Genomic DNA, 21,824 nt, shown 5'->3' with positions numbered 1-21,824 from the left:
TCATAGGTCATAAAAAAAACTTTAACTATATTTAGATTTTTACCATCAAAATATAGTTAAAGTTTCCCAATTAATGTTCCACGAACCACAAATCGATTTTTAATCGGCCCAAAGTAGATGAAAGGATGACAAGTTACCAAAGTTAACGTGGGAGTTTTCGTTTGCTCGAAAATAAAGGAATCATCCGGATTTAACACATGAATCTCATTCACTTCATAAATCCATGTCCCATAAATCGTTTGAACGAAAATCTCATCACCGACTGCAATGGCTTGAAGTTCCCATAAAAACTCCTCTCGATGCCCGTAAATTAAGCAATTCCCATTTTCACCAGGTAACACGGATAAAGGATCATGACCAAGCCCCTTCGTCAATTGCTGATTCTCAATCCCCTGATAGAGCGGGATAGGAATTTCTTTTAAGTAACTGACACTTCCAATGCGAGCATTAGTAGAGGGAATCTCATCATATACCATTGAAAATAACTCTCGCATCGATAAATCAAGGCTATTTAATCCCAGTGGTAGTTGCCACGTTAAGGATGCTTGTTCTTTATAATATTGCATCCGAGCTAAATTTCCAATCGGGATTAAAAAGCAAATGAATCCGATTAATATGAATAATTGACTTAATCTCTGTCTCATTTGATAAAAGACGCAACCGCTTCGCGTCATATTCACATCCCTTGCAAATCATTCTTCTTTAGTTTATCACTCCTTTTAAAAGCTATTCATCAAAAAAGTATCCCTGTCTGCTTGACATCATGCGAGCCGCTTGCATTCGTACTGCTTTTTTAACTCCAATTTTTCATAACAGCGAAATGCTAATTCATTTAATCATCCCCCATATTTTCATTGAGTTTATCCGGTTGTTTATCACCCTCTGATTTTGATATTTTTTCTAGTATTTCTTGCTCTGCCAACGGCGTCATTTACTTTTGTACCAATCCAAGCCTAAATCTACTTCCACATATATAAAGTGAATCATCCTCTAGATATAAGACTGATTAGTCACCTTTCTCCTCTACGTGTTTTGAATCATACATCCTTTTTTCTTTACTTGATATTTTTATTAATGATCGATCATTTTTCAAACCCATCTTTAATTGGTAATTTTTTCTATTAACCTTCTTTAGATTTTAGTAGAATGTGGTATAATATCTTAAACTGTAAATAAAAAGACCTGTAACCCCAGACACTAATTAGGATTGGGAAATGAAGATCCCAGACTATAACTTTGATAGGGAGCAATCATCGTCTTATTATTTCAAAGGAGGAGTAACTAGATGCTAGATCACTTGTTAATTCAAGATGTGTTAGATGAAGCCTTATCTATGGGCGCTGATTTTGCCGAACTTTACGTTGAGCAAACCGATTCTCAAACCATCACGATGGTGGGAGGAAAAGTGGATAAAGCTAATCGTGGTGAAGACTATGGAGTTGGTATTCGATTGTTTCAAGGAACCAATTGTGTCTATGGTTACACCAATGATTCCACTCGCGAAAACTTACTCAAAACCGCACGTGAAATTGCACAAGCTTTAGTTGGTCAACAAATTATAAAACCCTTAAACTTAGTGCGTCAAGAGATTGTAAATCAACATCTTATAAAATTAAATTTAGAAGATGTTCCTGCTTCAAGACGAATTGAAAAAATGCGGCAAGCGAGTGAATGGATTAAAAACTATGATGCTTCTATTTCTCAAAGCTCGATTAATCTATCTGAGAAAAAACAAAATGTTTTGATTGCTAACTCTGAGGGAGCTCTTGTTGAAGACTCACGTACATATACACGTATGTATCTCACAGCTGTTGCCTCAAATGAATCTGAGATGCAAACAGGATCTCATGGACCTGGTGCTCATCAAGGATTTGAATTTATTGAAAATCTTGACCTTGAATTCTATGCAAAAGATGCGGCTCGACAAGCTGTTACGATGTTAAAGGCTGGGCTTTGCCCAAGTGGTAAAATGCCAGTTGTGATTGATAACGGGTTCGGAGGCGTGATTTTCCACGAAGCCTGCGGTCATGGGCTCGAAGCTAGTTCCGTTTCAAAAGGCTTGTCGGTCTTTTCTAGTAAATTAGGTCAAAAGGTAGCCAGTGAGTTTGTGACAGCCATTGATGATGGAACGATTCCAAATGCTTGGGGATCACTGAATGTCGATGATGAAGGAACGAAAACACAGCGTAACGTCTTAATTGAAAATGGGATTTTAAAAAGCTATCTGGTTGATAAATTAAATGGGCGTCGCATGAATATGGCTTCTACCGGTTCTTCACGCCGACAAAATTATCGATTTGCTCCAACCTCTCGTATGACCAATACCTTTATCGCTAACGGACCTCATACACGTGCAGAAATAATCGCAAATACTGAATACGGTCTTTATGCTAAAAGCATGGGTGGTGGTTCTGTTAATCCTGCAACAGGTGATTTTAACTTCGCAGTGAACGAAGGTTATATAATCCGTAATGGTCAAATCGCAGAACCCGTTCGTGGAGCTACTTTAATCGGAAATGGACCTCAAATCTTACATCAAATTGATATGGTCGGTGAAAATTTAGCACGAGCACAAGGAATGTGTGGGGCTTCAAGTGGCTCAATTCCAACGGATGTCGGTCAACCTGCCCTACGTGTTAAAGAAATTACAGTTGGTGGAGCAAAGGGGGAATAAGCAATGATTAACTTTAATACTTTATTTGAAGCTGGACATGCTGCCGGATTAACAGATATGGAAATTTATGTCGTGAAAAATGATAACTTTTCATGCAAGGTGTTCGAGCAAAACGTGGATTCCTACTCAGTATCTGTCACACAAGGTCTATCTTTCCGTGGCCTTTATGAAGGAAAAATGGGTTATACCTATACTGAAAAATGTGATGATTCTTCCATTCCGTTCATTATCTCTAGTGTCATTAATAATGCCATTATTTTAGAAAAATCGGAAAATGAAGAACTTTATGGTGGTGATGAGTTTTATACCACGCTTGATTTATATCATCCGGCCTTTAATGAAATAACGCCACTTGAAAAAATTAATTTCCTAAAAGCAGTGGAATCAGAATGTTTTGCACTCGATCCTCGCGTTAAATCGGTTAATTACTGTGCTTTTTCTAATGGTACCTCAGAAATCATGTTGAAAAATACAAAGGGATTAGATTTATCAGAGCGTCAAAACTTCGCCTATACGTATGTCAGTGTTCTTGTCACAGAAAATGGTGAAAATAAAACAGATGGAGACTTCATCATTAGCACAAACTTTACTGACTATGAACCTAAATCATTTGCTAAAAAAATCGTCTCGCGTGCTTTAGCTCAATTAGGCGCTAAAAAAGTAAAATCAGGAACTTACCCGATTTTACTTCGCAACTTAGTTGCTGGAGATATTTTAGAAGCCATGAGCGATATTTTCTCAGGCGAAGCCATTTTAAAAGATTTATCGCGTTTAAAAGATAAAGTTGGAATGGTGATTGCAAGTCCCATTGTCAGTATCATTGATGATCCCCATTTAGAAAATGGAATGGGAAGTTCTTCATTTGATGGTGAAGGCGTCGCAACGTATACAAAAGAAATCGTGACAAATGGGGTGCTTAATACCTATCTTCACTCCTTAACAACAGCTAAAACGTTTAACGTAGCACCAACTGGAAATGCTTCACGCTCAAGCTTTAAAAGTTCTGTCAACATTTCACCTACTAATATGTACATCAAGCCAACTCAAACTTCATTTGATCACTTATTAACAATCATTCAAAACGGACTGTATATTACCGATGTACAAGGACTACATTCTGGATTAAATGGAATCTCAGGAGATTTTTCACTTTCTGCAAGTGGATTTCTGATTAAAGACGGAAAATTAGATGATCCTATTCATGAAATCACCATTGCAGGAAACTTCTTTGATCTTCTTCAACAAATTGAAGCTATTGGAAATGATTTAGATTTTGGACCATCAAATATTGGATCACCAAGTCTTTACATTAAATCATTAATAGTTGCTGGAGAATAAAAAAAGGACCTATCATTACTGATAGGTCCTTTTTGGTTATTGACGTTCTCCACGTCCATATAATAATAAAGCAATAATACCAAATAATAATGGTCCAGCTATCATCCAAATTGTTTTAACATAATCACCAGATGTTAAAGGTTCAATAATTGTAAAGATATTCGCAAACGCTACAACTGCTGTCACAATATACGCAATCGTAATGGCTAACCCTTTACTTTTATAAATGACGAATGGTTTAGGAATGTCATCACGTCTCTTAAATGAAGCAAAGGCAAACGCGATGAATAAGTATGGAATCGTCATGGCAACATTAGTCATTAAGACTAATTTATCAAAGAATTCTGAAGCTGACTCTCCACCAAATGACACTAATAAAATTAAAACAATCGCAATCACGGCTTGAACACGCATCGCATTTATAGGAATCCCATTTTTAATAACGGTCATTGACTTAGGCCAGATTTTTTTAGGTGTTCCTTCAATTAATTGTTTAAGCGGACTATAAGACAATGTCATAAAGGCCCCACTTAATGCTAAAAACATTGATAATCCAACGAAACGTGCTACCCATGCTCCAATGGTTAAGGCTGTACTTTGAGCAAATCCTAGTGCCAACCCAAGCTCATATCCAAGATTTTGCATGATAATGTATGTCACGTTACCATTGTTAACCCCAGTTCCGGAAAGAACGGAATCCCAGTTTGTAAAAATCCCAATCATAAAAATTCCAATGACATATCCAAGTGAAATAACACCTGCTGCAATTAATAATCCTCTAGGGAATGTTTTTTCTGGATTTTCTGTTTCATCGACTAATCCACCGACAACTTCTGTTCCACCGAAAGCGAAAATTGCGAAGGTTAAGAAAGAAAGAATCGCAATATTACTTGTATATTTAGCATTTGGAGAAACAGTGAAAGCATGAGCAGCATCTTGAATTGGTTGTGCTAATTGTCCATGATTTAAAATTAAAATCACGATGCCTGCAATTAATAAAATAATATTTAATAACGCAACGGCTGATCCACCAATTGAGGTAACCTTTTTAATACTTTCAAGTCCACGCGAAATTAAAAATAAAACAAGAATTAACCATAAAACACCTAAAATTCCTAACACTTGTGTACTAGATAATCCAAAGACACCCCATGATGCGGTTGTATCTTTTCCAAATATGGCATTAGAAAGTGGAATCCAAAGAGTTGAGGCCACATTGACCATCCAAACTACATAAGAGGCATACCACATAAAAATACCGACGAATGCATAACGTGGCCCGACTGAACTTTCCATCCACGAATAAATACCACCTTTTGAATCTTTATACGCAGCTCCAAATTCAGCAATCATAAATGCAAATGGAATAAAGAACGTAATGGCTGCAATCAAGTACCAGGGAATAGCAGCATATCCCATTAAATAAAAACCACGTGGCATATTCGCAAATCCAAAAACTGACGTAAAAATCATCAGTATTAATGACATTAAAGTCAATTTACCACTTTGACGTTGAGACATATTTCTTACCTTCTCTCTAACAAAAACTTCATCTATTTTGCCAATAAAAAGTTTATTAGCATCGATTAATGTTGATACTATATTTTTAACGAGCTCATAAAAAATTATTCATGTCGTTTTTTGTCATATAGTACTTACATATTTTCGCACTTTTTACATCATCCGACAACCTCTTTTTAGTATACTAAATATGGAAAAATGTTTTCATGATGATACAAGTTCAGGAGGATGTTACATGTTAGAACCACAACCTATATTTAAATCTTTTCAATTTGTCCAAGAAATAGCTTTCAAAAACAAAGATCTTCACCGTTCAGATTTGGGAATTGAACGATTTGGATTCGTAAAAAGATCGCATATTATTGAAAGAGTTCATTGTGAATATGAAGTTTGTTTTACAACTGGTGATGATTCTTCGTTTATTTTAGAATATTCACTGCGCCCGCTAACAGAAAACGAAATTCAAGAGCGTTTAAGCTATATTGCAAACCATGCAGACAAATTTACAGAATTTATCCAACTGTTAAATAGCCAACCCGAATTACAGGCTTATCATATTAATCCTTCTTCTTTGACTTCCTCTACACAACTTTCATTTACTTAAAAAAAGCAATAGATGCCCTGCATCCATTGCTTTTTTTATCTTTTAATAAATCTAACCATTGAAATATGATCAATTCCTGCATCTAAAAAGACTTCACCGTGAGCTATAAATCCTAAAGACTCATAAAATTTTTGGGCACTAATCTGAGCATCTAGTTTAATCTGATTCACTGACATCTTATCTTCAATATATTCCATAGCTGCCATCATTAAGGCACGCCCCACGCCTTTTTGACGCGCTTCCTTTAAGACAGCCACTCGACCAATTTTGGCATATCCTTCTTTTGTTTCAATCACACGAGCTGTGCCTAACGCCATATCCCCCTCATATGCCACTAAAATAGGTACAAATTGATCTAATTCATCAATTTCCTCCTGTGCTGGAACATGCTGTTCTCCAATAAAGACATTCGTACGAATTCGAAATACATCTGCAAAATGCTTTTGAGTACTTGCTAAAACAATCTCCATCTCAAATCCCTCCTTTCACTTTTTTATTGAATATAGGTTTCATAATAGTTACTATATAACTCATTAAACGAAATTAATGCATCATGATGAGTTTCAGAGGCTATATTAGCCTCATCAATGGCTGTATTAATATTTGTCACAAGAGCTTCCATTTGTTGAATATCCGTTGATTCATTCAACTGATTATAAAATTGAGCTTGAGCCTCATTTAAACGGATTAATGATTCGACATAATCCACTAAACTTGATTCATAAATCGTATATTGTTCAATTAACATCGTTGCCTCTTGTAAAGCTGTACTATCTTTTACTTTATCCTTTTCTTTTATTAACTTATTTTGATCAACTAAGGCACCACGAATACATAAATCATATTCACTTAATAATTGTTTACTATTTTCAACATTTTGTTGGCCTTCTTCAACAAATCCTTTGATATCATCAAAAGAATCTGTTCCTTTTTCAATTATACGATTATAAATCTCTGTTTCTTTAGCCATTAAATCAGTTAATTGGGTATTATTTTCATTACATTTATTTTGACTGACAATTTGATCATTTAAAATCGTAAAAACCTGTGTTTCGCCCTTACCTCCACAACCTACTAAAAGTAACAAACATAAAATCGGTATAATTCTCGTTATTTTCATTGCATTCAACGCTCCTTTAATACTTCAAAAACTTATTGTTTATTTTATCCAATTTTAAAATTAACATACATCATTACCATTTATCCTTAAAAATTTTTCCATTAAAGTCTATTGTCTTTTAAAAAATTATTGATTAGATGGTGATTTGAATCATACATTCTAAATTCATATCCTTGAGATTGATAAAATTCAATGATGTTTGCCAATGCTTCAAGCGTTAGTTCTTTTTCATGCATTAAAACAATTTCAACCGGAGCATTGGTTTGTTTTTTGATGGTTTCTAAAATTTCATTAGCTGATTTTTGTTTCCAATCTTTCGAGTCGATGGTCCAGTCCCATATTTTAAAGTCATGCTCAATCAATGAATCAGCCATCGCTGGTGTAATGCCTGGAACGCTTCCATAAGGTGGTCTAAACAAAGTCGGTCGAACCCCAATAATCCCCTCTAACAAATCTTGTTCTTGAAGTAATTCTTGCGTTAGCGCCTCAGGTGTATCTGGATTGTAGATAATTTGACGATCGTGTGTCATTGAGTGAAGACCAATATAAAAACCTGCCTCATGTACCGCTTTAACAGTGTCTGGATATCTTGAAACATTTGATCCAATATAAAAGAAGGTCGCTTTGACATCATAGCGTTGTAAAATCTCAATAAATTCCTCACTTCGTTTACTTGGACCATCATCAAATGTCAAATACACCACTTTTAGCTCTTTTCCGTTCCACTTTAGTGGTATTTCTCGCTCTTGAAAATAAGAATGATCCGGTAAGTTATTATTGATTTGTTCTAATAATATCCTTGCATCGGCTCTCATAACGAAAGAATTTCCTATGAATAAAATCATTAAGCATAAACAACACATTATTTTTTTCATTTATCGTCATCCCTATCTGCTACAAGTAAACTGATATTTTAATAATATACAAAATATATAATTTAATATTACTTAGTATACCTTATATTTTCTATTTTTTTCAACTCATTCATGCATTTTTCAACAAAACTTTTTCTCATATTTTTTTTATTTTTATTCAACCTTTTTTATCATAATATTGAATTTATTGTAAATACTATAAAATATATTTCTGATAAAGGAGAGGTTCATTTTGAAACGAAAATTCCGTTTCCTCTTAATCGCTTATCTGTTTATCCTTATTGGATGTAGTCGTTCAAATGGATCAACACATCCCGTTTCTTATGTCGCTAATCATTCCGATCATAAACCGGTTGAAACAGTCATCGCAGCACTTAATTCACTCCAAGATAAAAACATATCAAAATATCATGAATTTACTGCTTTTCAAATGGCGACAGATTATACAGCAAGTTATATTGCAACAGACCCCTTTGCCTCTTCTCCATTCGAAAACTTTTTGATTCTTCATTATTTAGCGGCAATTGTTAATAACTCCACTTATGAAATCTTAGAAGTTCAGCAAGTTAACGAAGATGCAACTGTCGCTGTTAAAATGACCATTCCTAATTACACTGAACTCCTCGAGTTATCATTACCAGACGTCATTTCAGTCTATCGTCAACATTATGCCTCAACGAATGTCGAAGACTTTAATGCGAAAACCTCGCTCATGACAACCATGAATGAGATGATTAATAATTCGTGTGAGGACTTAGATTCAACCGAAATGATTAACACGTTTAAACTAAAAAATATCGAAGGCAGTTGGTATATTGTCGATAATGGATTACTTTACGACGAAATTAGTCAATTTGTTCAATTTTATAATCGTCAACTTTAATAACAAAAGACATGATTCTTTGGAATCATGTCTTTTGTTATTCACCGTTCCCCTACCTAAACATAAACTAAAATTAGGGTATCGTCCATTTCTTTGTTTATCACGATATTACCTAATTTAAAATCTCTTTTAAAGGAGGATTTTTTATGCGTGTAACTCCTCCAACACCCCCACCACCACCACCTGTTTCTGATATTGGACTTGAGAATGAGTCAGCAGCTTCGTTTGAAACCCTTGATGCCGAAGATCTTGTTCCACCAGAATGTCCTAAATTTCTCCCTTATCTCCTATCTCTTGATCCGTATACCTTTTGGATTTTAAGTATTCTAATTGCGGTACTCATTGCTAAGGAGGCCGAATACCCAGATGAGCAAAATATCATTGGGGTCTTTCTCGAATCGATTGGAACGAATATAGAGTATATCGCCGCTCAAGGTCTCTATCTTCAGGTCTTACAAGATCGTCGAAGTGATAAGGTAGCTGATCTTGAAAAAGAAGAATTAAAAAAAGAATTAGCAGAGATGAAAAAAACAATGGCCCAGATGCAAGAAATATTGATGACGTGTTGTCCCGAAGCAAGTGAAAAATTAAACTCTACTCATTTTGTTCAATCTGACACTTATAGTTCTCCACCAAAATAAAAAGGTTTAAAGTGTACACAAACTTTAAACCTTTTTATTTCGCTTTAGGAGTGCCACTAGAATCATCGCCAGGGTTCCACCTGCCGTGTCAATTAAAACATCGGTAAATAAACAGGCACGACTTGGAACGAATGCCTGATGAATCTCGTCGCTACACGCGTATAAAAAGACACCAACTAAACTAAAGGCAAGTGATTGTTTCTTTGGTTGATATTCCTTGATGACATTAAATATCAATAAATATAAAATAAAATATTCTGAAAAATGAGCAGTTTTACGAATCATAAATTGGATGTCTAGGCCAAAGATTTGATTCGGCATAAAACTAAACTGAGCTAATAATCGCTCAATGAGTCCACTACTTTGTGAAGATTGTTCACCGGTTTGCGCTGAAAAGCTAAAAATGACAATCATCCAAGCAATCATCGCTCCCCATTTGATAAACCGTTTCATATCTCTACCTCTATTTGATTTAAAAATCCCTCAATCAACCTTGAGGGATTTTTACCTTAATTATAATTTAAAATCGTTTCACGGATTTCATCCCAACGGAATGCATCGCGAATTCCATCTTCAATTGAGTACTGTGCTTCCCAACCAATTAAGTTTTTAGCACGGTCACAGCTTGCATAAGCACCTGCCACATCTCCAGGGCGTGCTTCTGTTTCCGCCTTATTGACAGGACGGCCTAAGACCCCTTCAAAAATTGAAACTAGTTCTTTAACCGTTACCCCGTTTCCTGTTCCAATATTAATCACTAAGTATGATTCTTCTGGATTTTCTGATTTAGCGAATGCTTGATCAAAGTTTTCAACCGCTTTAACGTGTGCCATCGCTAAATCCCAGACATGGATATAGTCACGGATTCCTGATCCATCACGTGTTGGCCAGTTAACACCTGTGATATTAAATAATGCGTCTTCACTTGATGCCGCTTCTAATAATTTCGCTAATACGTGTGAAGGAAATTGAACATGTGCGCCTGAACGTAATTTTGGATCTGCCCCGATTGGATTAAAGTAACGAAGTGCAATTCCGTGCATTCCATACGCACGACAGAAGTCTTCTAACACCATTTCCATCATAAATTTTGTGCGTGCATAAGGGCTTGATGGTTTTAATGGCGCTGATTCTGTTACTTTGAATCCTTCAACTACATCATAAACTGATGCTGATGATGAGAAAATAACATTTTTACATCCAAACTCATTTAAATTTTTAAATAAATCTAGTGATTTTGCAACATTTTCCGTGTAATATTCATAAGGATTAGCCACTGAATCTGGCACGACAATTAAAGCTGCAAAGTGAATACAATGTTTAATTTCTGGGTGATCTTTAAAAATTTGCGCCAAAATATCACGATCCGCGATATCTCCTTTATAGAAGATTTTTCCTTCCGTATATTCAAGACGCCCTGTCACTAATGAATCCAAAATAATTGGGATATGCCCATTTTCTTCAAGTGCTGATACAACTGTTCGTCCAATGTATCCAGCTCCTCCAGTTACTAATACTTTCATGACCTTCATCCTTTCTGATTTACACCTCTACTATAAATAAGCTACCCTAATTATTCGCTTACTATTATCTCTTTCTGATAAATTCTTCATCAGTCTCTAATAGTTTAACATAATTTTACTTATTTTCAAACCTTCCTTCTTTTTAAATCTCGTTTAGAATGTCTCATCCTTTCTCCCTCTAAAAAGAGTTTCTGGATATTCACACTCCAAAGTTTTTAAAACCTGTATATTTTAAATATCCAGACTACCGTCCAATTAAATCTGTTCAAATAACGACAGAAATCATACAAGCTCAATCACAAAGGATTTTCATTAAAGATTCTAATTCTGCAACTATTTCACAACCAAAATGATTCATTCTTATCGTTCTTCAAATTGCTCTTAATGCTATTGTGATTGCCTTTAATTTTAATGGTAACGATGAGAACGTTAAGAGGATTCAAAAAAGGATTGAATCCCTTCAACCCTTTCAAATTAATCAATAACGTATGATTCTTAAAGATAGCTATAACGTCACCCCTAATCAACGAAAATTCAAGATTTTACAGCAATTCAATTATCCTTTCAAGTAGCTATTCAAGCCATTATTTTTAATCACAGTAATCAAATTCAGAAATGACTAACCTGCAAAATTTATTAAAATAACTGGAAAATGTTCAATATCAAATTCAAAAAAATTGTCATTTTATCATCAGAAGTATTTATATTAATCAAATTCAAGACGAAGTCATCATTCAAACTGTTGTTGAATGGTTACCATTAATTACAGCTAAAGTCGTAGAAGCCTAATTCTTAATTTAATTTAAGCTTTTTTCAAAAAAAAAAAAAAAAAAAAAAAAAAAAACACACGATCTTTTTAATCCTAGCCCAGGAAACCGATTGATCGTGTGTTTTGCTGTGGGACAATATATTCTATGTCGCTTTTATATTTATGTGCTACTTCCCGTTTATATTCATCTCAATTATCATAAATAAAGACGGTCTTACCGTTTTAATCTTAATCGGCTCTTCAAAAATTTCCATGCCATCTTTTTCTGACATAGCAATGTTATTAATCATAGACTCACCTTCTAATTGAATCAGATAAGCTTGTCTATTTTTTAAAATGTCAAAATCAAGGTCTCGATTAGCTTCAACTTCGCTAACCCAAATATTAACCTCTTGATGAATTTGAATGGGAGCCTCATGTTCCAAGTCACTCACGATTTTTTGCCATTGATTAAATCGTTGCTCTCGCTTAAAGCATCCATATTCTACTTTTGGCGCCACATTTTTTTGATTCGGTCTAATCCAGAGTTGAATCATACGAACTGGTTTTTCTCCCCAATTAAATTCCGCATGCTCCATTCCACTACCTGCACTCATATAATAAAGTTCCCCACGCGTTAATTTCTTTGGCATCCCAATCTTAGGGGTATGTGTTAACTCCCCTGAAATCATATAAGTGATGATTTCTACGTCTTTATGTTTATGTAAATCATGCCCACTATTTACATGCAAAATATCATCATTAATAACACGGATTACGCCAAACTTATTAATATAGGGTTGGTAATAATCTGCATAAGAAAAATGAAAAAGACTTTGTAACCACGTGTGATAGGCTGTCCCTAAGAGGGTATGGTCTATTTTTTTAATCATGCTGCCCCGTCTCCTCCCTCAACTAATTGTGCAATATACCCCATTCTATCATAAATCGACCCAAAACTTTACTTCCAAATTCAAACAAACCTTAAAATCATTGAATCTTTTGCAAAACTTAAATGATACTCCCTCTTGCTAATAGCTTTTAGTTTTGAATCTTATTTCTGTTTATGATGACTTCTCACTTCATCAAACTAGTATTTTCTTTATCATCAGATAAAAAAAGAACGTTAAGACTCATTGAATCTTCTCGTTCCTCTTTTGACTTACTTATTCATTTAGTTTGAAAATTTAAGCATACTAATCCAAGCTTCAACATCTTCAATAGAATGAGTACGAAAAGCATCCTTATACGGTTTCGATAATGGATGAAATGCCGTATAATTTTCAAGCCAGTTTTTTAACTCTAATAACTCTCTTAGAGTCAACTGATCCCACTCATCTGGATTTTCATTTTCTCGAACCAGGTTTAAAGTCATTTCATTCATGATATAGGCTTGTGAAAGAATTTTCAACTTAATAGGGTCTGTTTGTAAAGCAATTCGAATTAAACAAACCGTTGAAATATTATTCCGATTCAGAATCCATTCTCCACCATAAGAATCTTTGAAAAAGATAGACTCATGAATCCCAACTTCTTGTAAAGTTTTAGATTCTTCCAACAATTCTGTTTTAAGTGGTGGAATGATTAGCAACTCTCTTGGAAATAGCTCGAGGAGTGCAGAGACATTCAAAGGTTGAAACGCTGTATTGATTAATCCAATTTCAATATTTGCCTGCAGATAATGCGAGAGAACATCGCGAATTGTGACTTGGTTATCTAAAAATTTTTCTTTTAAAAGCGTTGGACAGGTCCAAAGAAATCCAGGCGTTTTTAAAAATAACTCCCCTTGATTGGGTACTCGTGGCATCGGTTTAAAATTCAAACAGCCAATGGCAAATTGAAACTCTCGCAGTCTCTTCACAACGACTCCATAAGGGAATAGCTCCGTGGATTCAGGATAATAAACTAAAGCATCAAATTCAAACACATCTAATGGCGTTTGTGCATCAATTGGAATCATTTATTTTCACCTTTACTTTTTTATTTTTATTCAACCTACATTATAACTCAAAAAAAGAGACGTTTATGCACTAAATACAAAAATCGTCTCTTTTTTTAATCTAATTAACTAAGTATTCTTTATAACGCATCAATAATGTTCTTAATTTTCTCATTGCTTTTGCTTCAATTTGACGAATACGTTCACGTGTTACGCCTTCAATCTCACCGATTTCTTCTAATGTTTTCTTCTCTTCACCATTTAATCCAAAGCGATGAATAATCACAAATTGTTCGCGTGGATTTAAACTTAAAATCATTTTATCCATGTATGCTTTTAAATCTTCATCCATCGCTTGTTTTTCAGGATTATCATAAATACGCGACATTCCCTCAACTAACATTTCATTTTCATTTGAAATTAAATCTTGAAGTTCAGTATCTTCGTCTTCTTTAGATACAAATCCATTTAATGATGTTGGCTTTAACATATAAGTCTGCACACGCTTAACCGCTTCGTATTTTTCAATTGGAATTTTTAATTCTCCACATAAATTATCTACATCAACGGGTTCATCTTCTTGGTCCGCTTTTTGTTCATATCGCATGACCTGATTAATCGATTCAAACATATGAACGGGAATTCGAATCGTGAACCCTTCATCTGCAATCGTACGAGTTACTGCTTGTTTAACCCAGTAAGTCGCATAAGTTGAAAAGTTATTATCAAATGTAAAATCAAATTTTTCAATGGCTTTCATTAACCCTTCAAGTCCCACTGAAAATAAATCATCGTAATCTAATTTATGATGATAAAACTTTGTATAACGTCCAATAATTTTATGAACTAAATTGGTGTTATTAAAAATTAACCATTCAAGTGCTGTTTCATCATTTTCTAAACGGTATTTTTTTAAATATTCTAAATTATGTTGATACTCATTGGTATGTTTACGCATTAATAAATTATGCGCACTTCCTGCTACTGGACTAATTGTTGATTTCGTTTCTTCCATTTCCATCTTGCTATTAATCTCCCCTCTCATTGAGTCATTAATAACGTTTTTTCTTTTTGTATTAGTACGTTTCTTTTGATTCATTGCCCCCATGCTATTCATCCGATACGTCCTTTCTTTTTATCGAAATCAAATCCTATTCATCTCATAATTTACGGCCAATGACATTGAGCCAAACGACTTTATTTCCTTCATCTCTTAATTCAGTATGACTCCAAGCTGTCTCAATCTTTAATCCACCACATTGGCTAATTAAGTGATGAAATTGCGACGGTGAGTAATATTGAAAAAATCGTCCGTCTTCAACCCCACTTCCTTCCCCTTCTTTCACTGAGATATAAAATACACCCTCTTTTTTCAAACTCTCTCTTATTTTAATTAAAATTGATGGTAACTCTTTAGCGCTAACATGCAATAAAGATGCACAGGCCCAAACACCATCGAATTCTTCGTTAAATTGTATGTCTTCAAATAATTGATTTAAGACAGGTTGTCCAAGTAAAAGACTAGCTTGCGTCGCTAATTCCTTCGACCCATCTACAGCTACGATTTGATATCCATTTTGTTTAAAATAGTAACTATCACGACCTGATCCACACCCTAAATCTAAAATCAATCCCTCCTTTTTTATAAACGGTAAAAACTTTTTATAAGTCGCGCTCAAATCTGCTTTAACCGTTTGAAAAAAGTATTCCTTTGCATGTTGATTATAAAAGTCTAATGTCATCTTAGCACCATTTCCCTTCTGATTATATTAATTTCTTTCAATAATTATCACTCTTTTCTCACATAATAATATCAAAATTCCAAATCAAATATAATGGAATTTTGAAAGGAAGATCTAAAATGGGTAAAAATGAAATGGGTTCTCCAATGAACGCCTCTATGCAAAGTGTTAAAGAAAAATCAGATGTGGAGTTTGGAACAGGTAACGTGGCTGATGTTCGTATCGATGTAAAAAAATCAACGCCTGAAGCCGCCCGTTATACAGAATCTGCCAAAACTAGACGTACACGTCAAATGAATCAAAAACACTAACTTACATCCCCTACGAAAGTAGGGGATTTTTTATTTCATCAAGAGGAACGCAAGTAACGTCACGATGAATTGACTTAATAGATTAACCCAATCATTATTCATCAATGACCAACCGCCTACTAAATTCGTTGGTTGATCATGATGAAGACGTCGCTCTGTTATAAGGTGGCACTCCACACATTCATATTTAGGTTGGATTAAACTCCCCAGATAACTATCTAGAATTGAACCTAGGATTCCTAGGAGACAAACACTTAAAAATAGCGTGCCCCAAGTCTGTGATGAAAGGCTAAAAACCGTCAACCAAGTGGCACTAAAACTAGCAATTAAACAAGCACCAGCAATTGAAGCAAGGGTTCCAATAACTGAGACCCCACCTGATAACCCTTTATCTAATGGCTTAAAATTTAAAATAGAGCGAGGTGGATGTGAGCTTAAAACACCGATTTCTGATGCCCATGTATCTGCCGTTGCACTGGCTAAACTAACAGCCGTTGCAACTAAAAAGACTTCTTCGTGACTGATTCCATAGCCTAGGCAACAAAGCGCTGGAATTCCACCGTTACATATGATTTGAATGCTATCTCGCTTAGCTCCTTTTTCATGCAAATGATAGAGATGATATTTTCTTTCTTCCTTGTAGTAAGACCACCACATCGAACTAATAAAAAATAATCCTAACAACCCATATCCATACATGCCGCCACCTAATCCTATTAAAATGCCTACTATTAAGGCCAAAATAGCACCGGATAAAGTTAGAGCTTTCGCTAAATAGGCAACTACTGAAAAGAAAATAGTTCCTATTAAAATTAAAAAGAATTTCATTTTTTACCTCATTTGTCCATTATTTGTATAAATATCATTTTTTCTTATCATAATATAAGCAAATGACTTTGGGAGTGATGATAATGTCTTCTAAACAATTTAAAGAAAGTAAAATTAAGTTTACCGTCTTTTTCTATTTATCTATTTTACTTTCTATCTTTTTCTTATTTCAAATTCGCTATACACTGAACGTTTCAATCAAAAACTGGGATTTAACACAATATACATTGCTTATTTTAGTTGGATGCTTCTTATTAATTTGTATCCTAAGATACCATACTTTTTCATTAGAATTAAAGCAAGAAAAAGAAGTACTTGATTTAGAAATGAAGCAATTAACGTTTAAAAAATCTCAACTAAAAGATAAAATCGCATCCATGAATCCCTATGATTTTGGGGAACTTGTTGCTGATTTATTCCGTGCTAAAGGTTATAAACGCGTCTTTTTAACCCCACACATGAATCAACATTTTTATGATCTTGAAATGTATTTAGATGACGACAAAGTATTGGTCTCTTGTTTATTAGGCCAAAATCAAAGCATTGGTCAGGCTTACTTAGATCGTCTTTACTTAAAAATGAAACAAAACCAAGTGAATCACGGAATTTTTGTTACCCTTGGAACTTTTAATCCTGAATGCTATAGCTTCATTCAAAATAAACCGATTGAAATCATCAATGGTGATGAATTAATTGAGACGTTTGTGTTAAATCCAACTATTTAATTTTCTTGATTCAAAAACTTAAAATAGTTTTCACAAAATTGATTCCATAAGACTTCATATTCCGTTTCTGAAATAATCGGAAGATCGTAAATGGAGTCTTTTTGTTGTTCTTTACAAAACAAAACAAAGTCCTCAATATATGCATCTGTTTCTTCTTCATATGCATAAACTTCTTTAATGTTTAACAACTGTGCTAGCTTCAATCGAGTATGTCCATCTAGTGCAACCCATTGACCCTGAAACTTTGTTACAGGAATCAAAATATCTTTGTCACTTTTAACCCAGGTTGCTAACTCTGTTAACTTTTTTTCATTAATATAAAATTGGCTCGGTTGAATCTCACTTAATAACACTTTAAATCGTTTTTTAGGAGGAGCCTCGTATAAAAGAGTGCCTTGCTGATCTTTTATGACATGAATAAAGCCACTGTAAAACAAAAATTCCTCAATGACCTCGTCTAAATAATGGTCAGTACTCGCATATAATAACGCTTGTTCTTGATTTAAAATATCAAATGCGTATTCATAGACCTCATCTTCTTCTTGAATCTTAAAACACGTATGATGAAGTTGAAGATGAACCTGAAACATTGAACTGCCACTCGGTACTTTTTCAATTTTCATCTCTGACCCTCCCCATCGAAATACCTTTTTATTAACGCATCAAGGGCTTCTTTCCCATAAATCCAATCATTCATAAACGTCGATAAATCATAGGATAAAACATTTTCAGCTAGTTTTTGAAAGTCATTAAAATCAATGGGGTGCTTTTTAGAGGTTTGAATAAGTAATTGAATAAATCGATTAAACGTTGCTTCTCCCATTAACGATTCTAACGCTGCTAAAACAAACGGCCCTTTTGTATAACTATTATACGAAATATTATATTGACCGTAATCACAAATCGGTTCGAGATTTAGACGATCATATTGAACCCTTTGCAAAAAAGATTGTCGATAGGATTCCATTTTTTCCTCATATCGGGTTATTCCATAAAATTTCTTGATTGCAATGGCTTCAAAATAGGAGGCAAAGGCCTCGTCAAAGAAACGCGTTTTTCTCATTTCATGGTTCACACGAGGATTCCACCCATGTCCAATTTCATGATAAAGAGGTGTGTGATCGTATTTACCTTCTTTAAATCCATGCTCTTCCATCAATAAATAATCTTCGCCTGCTTGAGAACCAAATCCCTCTTTAATTTCAATGATACTAAATGGTACCACCCGTTCACAACATCCAAATCGTTGTTCAAATAATTCAAAGACTCGATTTAATTCTAGTATAACTTTTTCATATGTTCTCTTGACATCTTCTTCAAAGACAAATAACCGAATAGATTCAGTTTCAATGATTTGATACTTGGCCACACAAATGTCAATTCGCCACATTTTGCGATGACTTTTATAATGATACGTTTGGAATTGAGGTGTTTTTTCAACCCCAATGAATCGTCCCCCACTAGCTACCACATAAGGCATTGGAACGGTGACGTATATGTCATAATGAAATTCATTTAAAATTCCAAGTCTAATGCTTTCCTCATTCGCCTTCGCAAGAATCGGATAAACGAGACAATCATTTCGAAGGATTGAAAACTCAGGTGAAAGCGAATCTTTAATATATGGAAAAATTGATTCATAGCCACTGATTGTTCCCTCATACTTGATCTCTAGTTCGTCAATATCTCCTTGAGGTAAAAAGACTTTGATTTCATTGACTTGATAATTGGTCTGAACTGTTTTAATTTCCTGTTCAAAAGATAAGAGCGCACCCTGCTTCAACCTAATTTCGAGGACTTTTAACTCATGATACAATAAGAAAAAAAGCGTTGAATCTTCAGATTCCCCCTCTATTTGAATGATACTTCTTCCTTTAAGTTTTTCATCATGTCGCAAAACATCAAGACTCAACTGATAATGTAAAATTCGATTCATCGTTTCCCTCCAGTCTTGAACTGTTATCTCAAACAACATTAACCTTATTTTACCACATTACCTTCTGCTAGGACTGTTTGTTTTGTTTAAATTCGGTAATTTTTCAATAAAAAAACAACCCTTTCCTTGAGTGGTTTAGTGAGATTGACGACTAACTTCTAAAATAAAATCTGATGCTTTTTAGAACCACCTAATTGATGAAAACTTTTGGCCAGTTGATTGACCTTTTCTTTGTATCTTGAATCCTGAATAACGTTTAAAGTCACCTCTTTAATCACTTAAAAAATAATTGATCAACGCTCTTTAAACTCAAAGTTAAGTTTAATGGCATTAAAAGACTAATTTTTTTAAAATCCTTCAAAATCCATGTTTAGCCCTTGCATTTCCTTTTAAATTATGTTAACCTTATTTACCCCACTATTTAGAGTTCTCAATATGCTTCTTTTTACCAACATTCTTTCATGATTTATGTTTTTAGTATGATTGCATAAACTTTAAATAGGTAATTGACGATTTTTGAATCGGAGTGATTAAAATGTTTGAAGAATTAATTGAAAAAGCGGAAGCCGTTTTAAAACCAAGACGACTATCATCTACTGCTGAAGCATCAAGTGTTGCCGCTGCTATTTTAACGAAAGAAGGTCATATTTATACAGGAGTCTGTATTGATACAGCTTGTTCAATGGGATTTTGTGCTGAACATTCAGCTGCTGCTGCCATGATTACAGCTGGTGAAAGTGAAATTGTTAAAATGGTCGCAATTAACAAGCGTGGAAATATCCTTCCTCCTTGCGGGAGATGTCGTGAATTTATTAGTCAATTAAATGATGCGAACATTGAGGCTGAAGTCTTAATTAATCGTCAACGTGCGGTTAAACTGATTGATTTATTACCTTATGATTGGCGTCAATCAAAAATGTCCGAAGTTGAATAAGAACTTCGGACATTTTTTGATGCTATTTAATTAAAGATTGCATGTCTAATGGCATTGGAATACTGAATGATAAGTTCTCCTTTGTCATTGGATGCTGCATTTGAATTTTTGCTGAATGCAAGGCTTGGCGTTTTAATTTTCCTACTTTAGCCACCCCTCCATATAAGACATCCCCTAGTAATGGATGTCCTAAATGACTCATATGAACTCGAATTTGGTGTGTACGCCCTGTCTTAAGTTCTAATTCAACGAGTGAATACGTCTTAAATTGTTTTTTGACTTCATATAAAGTCACAGCTTGATCCCCATTTTTAGCGACACGACGTCTGGCACGATGATGGCGATCCTTTCCGATTGGAGCATCAATACGCCCTTTTCTCGTTTTCAGATTGCCACTGACGAGAGCTAAATACCAACGTCTAATTTGTTTTTCAGATAATTGATAGTCCATTAAGCTATGCGCCATAAAGTGTTTGGCAAAAATGATGCCACCACTTGTATCAGTATCAATCCGATGAATATAACGAATCCGCTCATTGAAACCTTTTTGCTCATAATAATAGGCTACGCCATTCACCAACGTATTTAGTCCATCTTTTTGATCAGGATGTACCATCACTCCCGCCGGTTTATTTAAAATGAGTAAATGTTCATCTTCATACACAATATCAAGGTTCATTTTTTGTGGCTTGAAGTCAATCCCCTCTGATTCAAAGACGGGAATTAATAAGATATCGCCCACTTCTAGAATTTTATTAAAATCAGCAATCTGAGCATTTAGTTGTACCTTTTTTGACATATATAACTCATGAATCTTTTTACGAGCAAGATGATACGTCATCAAAAAGTCTCGGATACTTTGCCCGGCTTGTTTTTCTTCTATTTCAAATCTTAAGTTATTTGCTTCACGAGTTACGTTCATTTCTTCCACCACACACTTATTTTTTGATTTGTCTGACCACGCCCAACACATCCTCTTTAACATCTATAAATCCGATGGCACGTGAATCTAAACTATGATTTCGATTGTCCCCCATGACAAACAGTTTTCCCTCTGGGACACGCCATGTCTTTGACCCTACTTCAATCATCGTTTCATTCAAGTAAGGTTCATCAATTAATTTCCCGTTCACATAGACGCGATGTTGATCAATTTTAATCTGATCACCACTCACCCCAATGACACGTTTTAAGAAAAATTTATGCTGATTTTTAACATGTGCATTAAAGGCAATTAAGTCGTTAATTTTAGGTTCTCGCCTTTTGTAAGCACGACGATCAATCAGAACAATTTGATTATGTTTAATCGTTGGAACCATTGACTCACCACGTGCTAAAGCAATTCGAACAAATCTTGAAATCGCATATCCAATCATTAAACTAACGCCTATTTCAATCACATCATCTAGGAATGTATTTTTTTCTTCCACGCTCATTCACCCCATCTTATTTGACTCTTTTTATTATATCACATCACACCCG

General features: G+C 34.6%; 24 protein-coding genes. 8 read left to right on the top strand and 16 right to left on the bottom strand.

Translation table 11 applies throughout. From position 1 onward, the window contains the following. Positions 1–56: 56 nt before the first annotated feature. A complete protein-coding gene (locus HLK68_RS10860) occupies positions 57–674 on the bottom strand; it encodes a class D sortase (RefSeq protein WP_006783524.1) in 618 nt (205 codons plus the stop codon). A gap of 611 nt (positions 675–1,285) precedes the next feature. Here HLK68_RS10860 and HLK68_RS10855 point away from each other — a divergent pair. Both HLK68_RS10855 and HLK68_RS10850 read left to right on the top strand, forming a co-directional pair. Next, complete coding sequence (locus tag HLK68_RS10855) at positions 1,286–2,674, top strand: TldD/PmbA family protein (RefSeq protein WP_009607593.1); 1,389 nt, start codon at positions 1,286–1,288, stop codon at positions 2,672–2,674. A 3-nt stretch (positions 2,675–2,677) separates the two neighbouring features. Next, on the top strand, positions 2,678–4,012 hold the full coding sequence (locus tag HLK68_RS10850; protein ID WP_006783522.1) for a TldD/PmbA family protein: 1,335 nt from the start codon (positions 2,678–2,680) through the stop codon (positions 4,010–4,012). 36 nt (positions 4,013–4,048) lie between these two features. On the opposite strand, the gene yjeM is transcribed toward HLK68_RS10850, so the two are convergent. Next, complete coding sequence (gene yjeM / locus HLK68_RS10845) at positions 4,049–5,533, bottom strand: glutamate/gamma-aminobutyrate family transporter YjeM (protein WP_006783521.1); 1,485 nt, start codon at positions 5,531–5,533, stop codon at positions 4,049–4,051. 235 nt (positions 5,534–5,768) lie between these two features. Here yjeM and HLK68_RS10840 point away from each other — a divergent pair, with 235 nt between their 5' ends. Continuing rightward, a complete protein-coding gene (locus tag HLK68_RS10840; protein WP_006783520.1) occupies positions 5,769–6,137 on the top strand; it encodes a hypothetical protein in 369 nt (122 codons plus the stop codon). Positions 6,138–6,172: 35 nt separating this feature from the next. Here HLK68_RS10840 and HLK68_RS10835 read toward each other — a convergent pair whose 3' ends face one another. From HLK68_RS10835 to HLK68_RS10825, 3 genes are all read right to left on the bottom strand, one after another. Then, a complete protein-coding gene (locus tag HLK68_RS10835; RefSeq protein ID WP_006783519.1) occupies positions 6,173–6,607 on the bottom strand; it encodes a GNAT family N-acetyltransferase in 435 nt (144 codons plus the stop codon). 23 nt (positions 6,608–6,630) lie between these two features. Beyond that, a complete protein-coding gene (locus HLK68_RS10830) occupies positions 6,631–7,257 on the bottom strand; it encodes a YkyA family protein (RefSeq protein WP_132942770.1) in 627 nt (208 codons plus the stop codon). A 101-nt stretch (positions 7,258–7,358) separates the two neighbouring features. Then, positions 7,359–8,132: a polysaccharide deacetylase family protein gene (locus HLK68_RS10825; protein ID WP_229098567.1), complete on the bottom strand. Its 774-nt coding sequence runs from the start codon at positions 8,130–8,132 to the stop codon at positions 7,359–7,361. Between the two features lie 232 nt (positions 8,133–8,364). On the opposite strand from HLK68_RS10825, the gene HLK68_RS10820 reads away from it, so the two are divergent. Both HLK68_RS10820 and HLK68_RS10815 read left to right on the top strand, forming a co-directional pair. After that, positions 8,365–9,015 (top strand): hypothetical protein, encoded by a 651-nt coding sequence (locus HLK68_RS10820; protein WP_009607605.1) that lies wholly within the window; start codon positions 8,365–8,367, stop codon positions 9,013–9,015. Positions 9,016–9,161: 146 nt separating this feature from the next. Continuing rightward, a complete protein-coding gene (locus HLK68_RS10815) occupies positions 9,162–9,656 on the top strand; it encodes a hypothetical protein (RefSeq protein WP_006783515.1) in 495 nt (164 codons plus the stop codon). Positions 9,657–9,680: 24 nt separating this feature from the next. Here HLK68_RS10815 and HLK68_RS10810 read toward each other — a convergent pair whose 3' ends face one another. From HLK68_RS10810 to HLK68_RS10785, 6 genes are all read right to left on the bottom strand, one after another. Then, positions 9,681–10,109: a VanZ family protein gene (locus HLK68_RS10810; RefSeq protein ID WP_006783514.1), complete on the bottom strand. Its 429-nt coding sequence runs from the start codon at positions 10,107–10,109 to the stop codon at positions 9,681–9,683. A gap of 56 nt (positions 10,110–10,165) precedes the next feature. After that, entirely contained in the window at positions 10,166–11,179 is a 1,014-nt protein-coding gene (gene galE / locus HLK68_RS10805; RefSeq protein WP_009607604.1) for a UDP-glucose 4-epimerase GalE, read from the bottom strand. Positions 11,180–12,115: 936 nt separating this feature from the next. Then, on the bottom strand, positions 12,116–12,820 hold the full coding sequence (locus tag HLK68_RS10800) for a pirin family protein (protein ID WP_006784870.1): 705 nt from the start codon (positions 12,818–12,820) through the stop codon (positions 12,116–12,118). Positions 12,821–13,101: 281 nt separating this feature from the next. After that, on the bottom strand, positions 13,102–13,887 hold the full coding sequence (locus HLK68_RS10795) for a hypothetical protein (protein ID WP_132942642.1): 786 nt from the start codon (positions 13,885–13,887) through the stop codon (positions 13,102–13,104). A gap of 100 nt (positions 13,888–13,987) precedes the next feature. Continuing rightward, entirely contained in the window at positions 13,988–14,983 is a 996-nt protein-coding gene (locus tag HLK68_RS10790; protein ID WP_006784872.1) for a sigma-70 family RNA polymerase sigma factor, read from the bottom strand. A 43-nt stretch (positions 14,984–15,026) separates the two neighbouring features. Next, positions 15,027–15,608, bottom strand: coding sequence for a class I SAM-dependent DNA methyltransferase (locus HLK68_RS10785; RefSeq protein WP_006784873.1), 582 nt, complete (start codon positions 15,606–15,608; stop codon positions 15,027–15,029). A gap of 119 nt (positions 15,609–15,727) precedes the next feature. On the opposite strand from HLK68_RS10785, the gene HLK68_RS10780 reads away from it, so the two are divergent. Continuing rightward, positions 15,728–15,919: a hypothetical protein gene (locus tag HLK68_RS10780; protein WP_006784874.1), complete on the top strand. Its 192-nt coding sequence runs from the start codon at positions 15,728–15,730 to the stop codon at positions 15,917–15,919. A gap of 30 nt (positions 15,920–15,949) precedes the next feature. Here the strand turns inward: HLK68_RS10780 and HLK68_RS10775 are convergent, their stop codons facing one another. Then, entirely contained in the window at positions 15,950–16,747 is a 798-nt protein-coding gene (locus HLK68_RS10775) for a DUF92 domain-containing protein (protein ID WP_009607313.1), read from the bottom strand. 83 nt (positions 16,748–16,830) lie between these two features. Between HLK68_RS10775 and HLK68_RS10770 the strand changes: the two genes are divergently transcribed. Next, on the top strand, positions 16,831–17,472 hold the full coding sequence (locus tag HLK68_RS10770) for a restriction endonuclease (protein WP_006784876.1): 642 nt from the start codon (positions 16,831–16,833) through the stop codon (positions 17,470–17,472). Here the strand turns inward: HLK68_RS10770 and HLK68_RS10765 are convergent. Together HLK68_RS10765 and HLK68_RS10760 are read right to left on the bottom strand one after the other, a co-directional pair. Next, a complete protein-coding gene (locus tag HLK68_RS10765; RefSeq protein ID WP_006784877.1) occupies positions 17,469–18,095 on the bottom strand; it encodes a hypothetical protein in 627 nt (208 codons plus the stop codon). The genes HLK68_RS10770 and HLK68_RS10765 overlap by 4 nt on opposite strands. After that, positions 18,092–19,408 (bottom strand): M1 family aminopeptidase, encoded by a 1,317-nt coding sequence (locus tag HLK68_RS10760; protein WP_132942643.1) that lies wholly within the window; start codon positions 19,406–19,408, stop codon positions 18,092–18,094. The genes HLK68_RS10765 and HLK68_RS10760 overlap by 4 nt, the downstream gene beginning before the upstream one ends. Positions 19,409–19,943: 535 nt before the next feature. On the opposite strand from HLK68_RS10760, the gene HLK68_RS10755 reads away from it, so the two are divergent. Next, positions 19,944–20,342, top strand: a complete 399-nt coding sequence (locus HLK68_RS10755; RefSeq protein ID WP_009607312.1) for a cytidine deaminase family protein — start codon at positions 19,944–19,946, stop codon at positions 20,340–20,342. Between the two features lie 22 nt (positions 20,343–20,364). On the opposite strand, the gene HLK68_RS10750 is transcribed toward HLK68_RS10755, so the two are convergent. Both HLK68_RS10750 and lepB read right to left on the bottom strand, forming a co-directional pair. Further along, positions 20,365–21,264, bottom strand: a complete 900-nt coding sequence (locus tag HLK68_RS10750) for an RluA family pseudouridine synthase (protein WP_006784880.1) — start codon at positions 21,262–21,264, stop codon at positions 20,365–20,367. A 16-nt stretch (positions 21,265–21,280) separates the two neighbouring features. Then, positions 21,281–21,778 (bottom strand): signal peptidase I, encoded by a 498-nt coding sequence (gene lepB, locus HLK68_RS10745; protein WP_039930977.1) that lies wholly within the window; start codon positions 21,776–21,778, stop codon positions 21,281–21,283. Positions 21,779–21,824: the final 46 nt, after the last annotated feature.

The sequence above is a fragment of the Turicibacter sanguinis genome, assembly GCF_013046825.1.
Taxonomy (GTDB): domain Bacteria; phylum Bacillota_I; class Bacilli_A; order MOL361; family Turicibacteraceae; genus Turicibacter; species Turicibacter sanguinis.
Note: the sequence above shows the minus strand (reverse complement) of the source record. Positions and strands in the feature narration are given on the sequence as shown.

Coding starts and splice junctions, on each gene's coding strand:
- HLK68_RS10860 (WP_006783524.1), bottom strand. CDS start 674: ATGACGCGAAGCGGTTGCGTCTTTTATCAAATGAGACAGAGATTAAGT.
- HLK68_RS10855 (WP_009607593.1), top strand. CDS start 1,286: ATGCTAGATCACTTGTTAATTCAAGATGTGTTAGATGAAGCCTTATCT.
- HLK68_RS10850 (WP_006783522.1), top strand. CDS start 2,678: ATGATTAACTTTAATACTTTATTTGAAGCTGGACATGCTGCCGGATTA.
- yjeM (WP_006783521.1), bottom strand. CDS start 5,533: ATGTCTCAACGTCAAAGTGGTAAATTGACTTTAATGTCATTAATACTG.
- HLK68_RS10840 (WP_006783520.1), top strand. CDS start 5,769: ATGTTAGAACCACAACCTATATTTAAATCTTTTCAATTTGTCCAAGAA.
- HLK68_RS10835 (WP_006783519.1), bottom strand. CDS start 6,607: ATGGAGATTGTTTTAGCAAGTACTCAAAAGCATTTTGCAGATGTATTT.
- HLK68_RS10830 (WP_132942770.1), bottom strand. CDS start 7,257: ATGAAAATAACGAGAATTATACCGATTTTATGTTTGTTACTTTTAGTA.
- HLK68_RS10825 (WP_229098567.1), bottom strand. CDS start 8,132: ATGAAAAAAATAATGTGTTGTTTATGCTTAATGATTTTATTCATAGGA.
- HLK68_RS10815 (WP_006783515.1), top strand. CDS start 9,162: ATGCGTGTAACTCCTCCAACACCCCCACCACCACCACCTGTTTCTGAT.
- HLK68_RS10810 (WP_006783514.1), bottom strand. CDS start 10,109: ATGAAACGGTTTATCAAATGGGGAGCGATGATTGCTTGGATGATTGTC.
- galE (WP_009607604.1), bottom strand. CDS start 11,179: ATGAAAGTATTAGTAACTGGAGGAGCTGGATACATTGGACGAACAGTT.
- HLK68_RS10800 (WP_006784870.1), bottom strand. CDS start 12,820: ATGATTAAAAAAATAGACCATACCCTCTTAGGGACAGCCTATCACACG.
- HLK68_RS10795 (WP_132942642.1), bottom strand. CDS start 13,887: ATGATTCCAATTGATGCACAAACGCCATTAGATGTGTTTGAATTTGAT.
- HLK68_RS10790 (WP_006784872.1), bottom strand. CDS start 14,983: ATGAATAGCATGGGGGCAATGAATCAAAAGAAACGTACTAATACAAAA.
- HLK68_RS10785 (WP_006784873.1), bottom strand. CDS start 15,608: ATGACATTAGACTTTTATAATCAACATGCAAAGGAATACTTTTTTCAA.
- HLK68_RS10780 (WP_006784874.1), top strand. CDS start 15,728: ATGGGTAAAAATGAAATGGGTTCTCCAATGAACGCCTCTATGCAAAGT.
- HLK68_RS10775 (WP_009607313.1), bottom strand. CDS start 16,747: ATGAAATTCTTTTTAATTTTAATAGGAACTATTTTCTTTTCAGTAGTT.
- HLK68_RS10770 (WP_006784876.1), top strand. CDS start 16,831: ATGTCTTCTAAACAATTTAAAGAAAGTAAAATTAAGTTTACCGTCTTT.
- HLK68_RS10765 (WP_006784877.1), bottom strand. CDS start 18,095: ATGAAAATTGAAAAAGTACCGAGTGGCAGTTCAATGTTTCAGGTTCAT.
- HLK68_RS10760 (WP_132942643.1), bottom strand. CDS start 19,408: ATGAATCGAATTTTACATTATCAGTTGAGTCTTGATGTTTTGCGACAT.
- HLK68_RS10755 (WP_009607312.1), top strand. CDS start 19,944: ATGTTTGAAGAATTAATTGAAAAAGCGGAAGCCGTTTTAAAACCAAGA.
- HLK68_RS10750 (WP_006784880.1), bottom strand. CDS start 21,264: ATGAACGTAACTCGTGAAGCAAATAACTTAAGATTTGAAATAGAAGAA.
- lepB (WP_039930977.1), bottom strand. CDS start 21,778: ATGAGCGTGGAAGAAAAAAATACATTCCTAGATGATGTGATTGAAATA.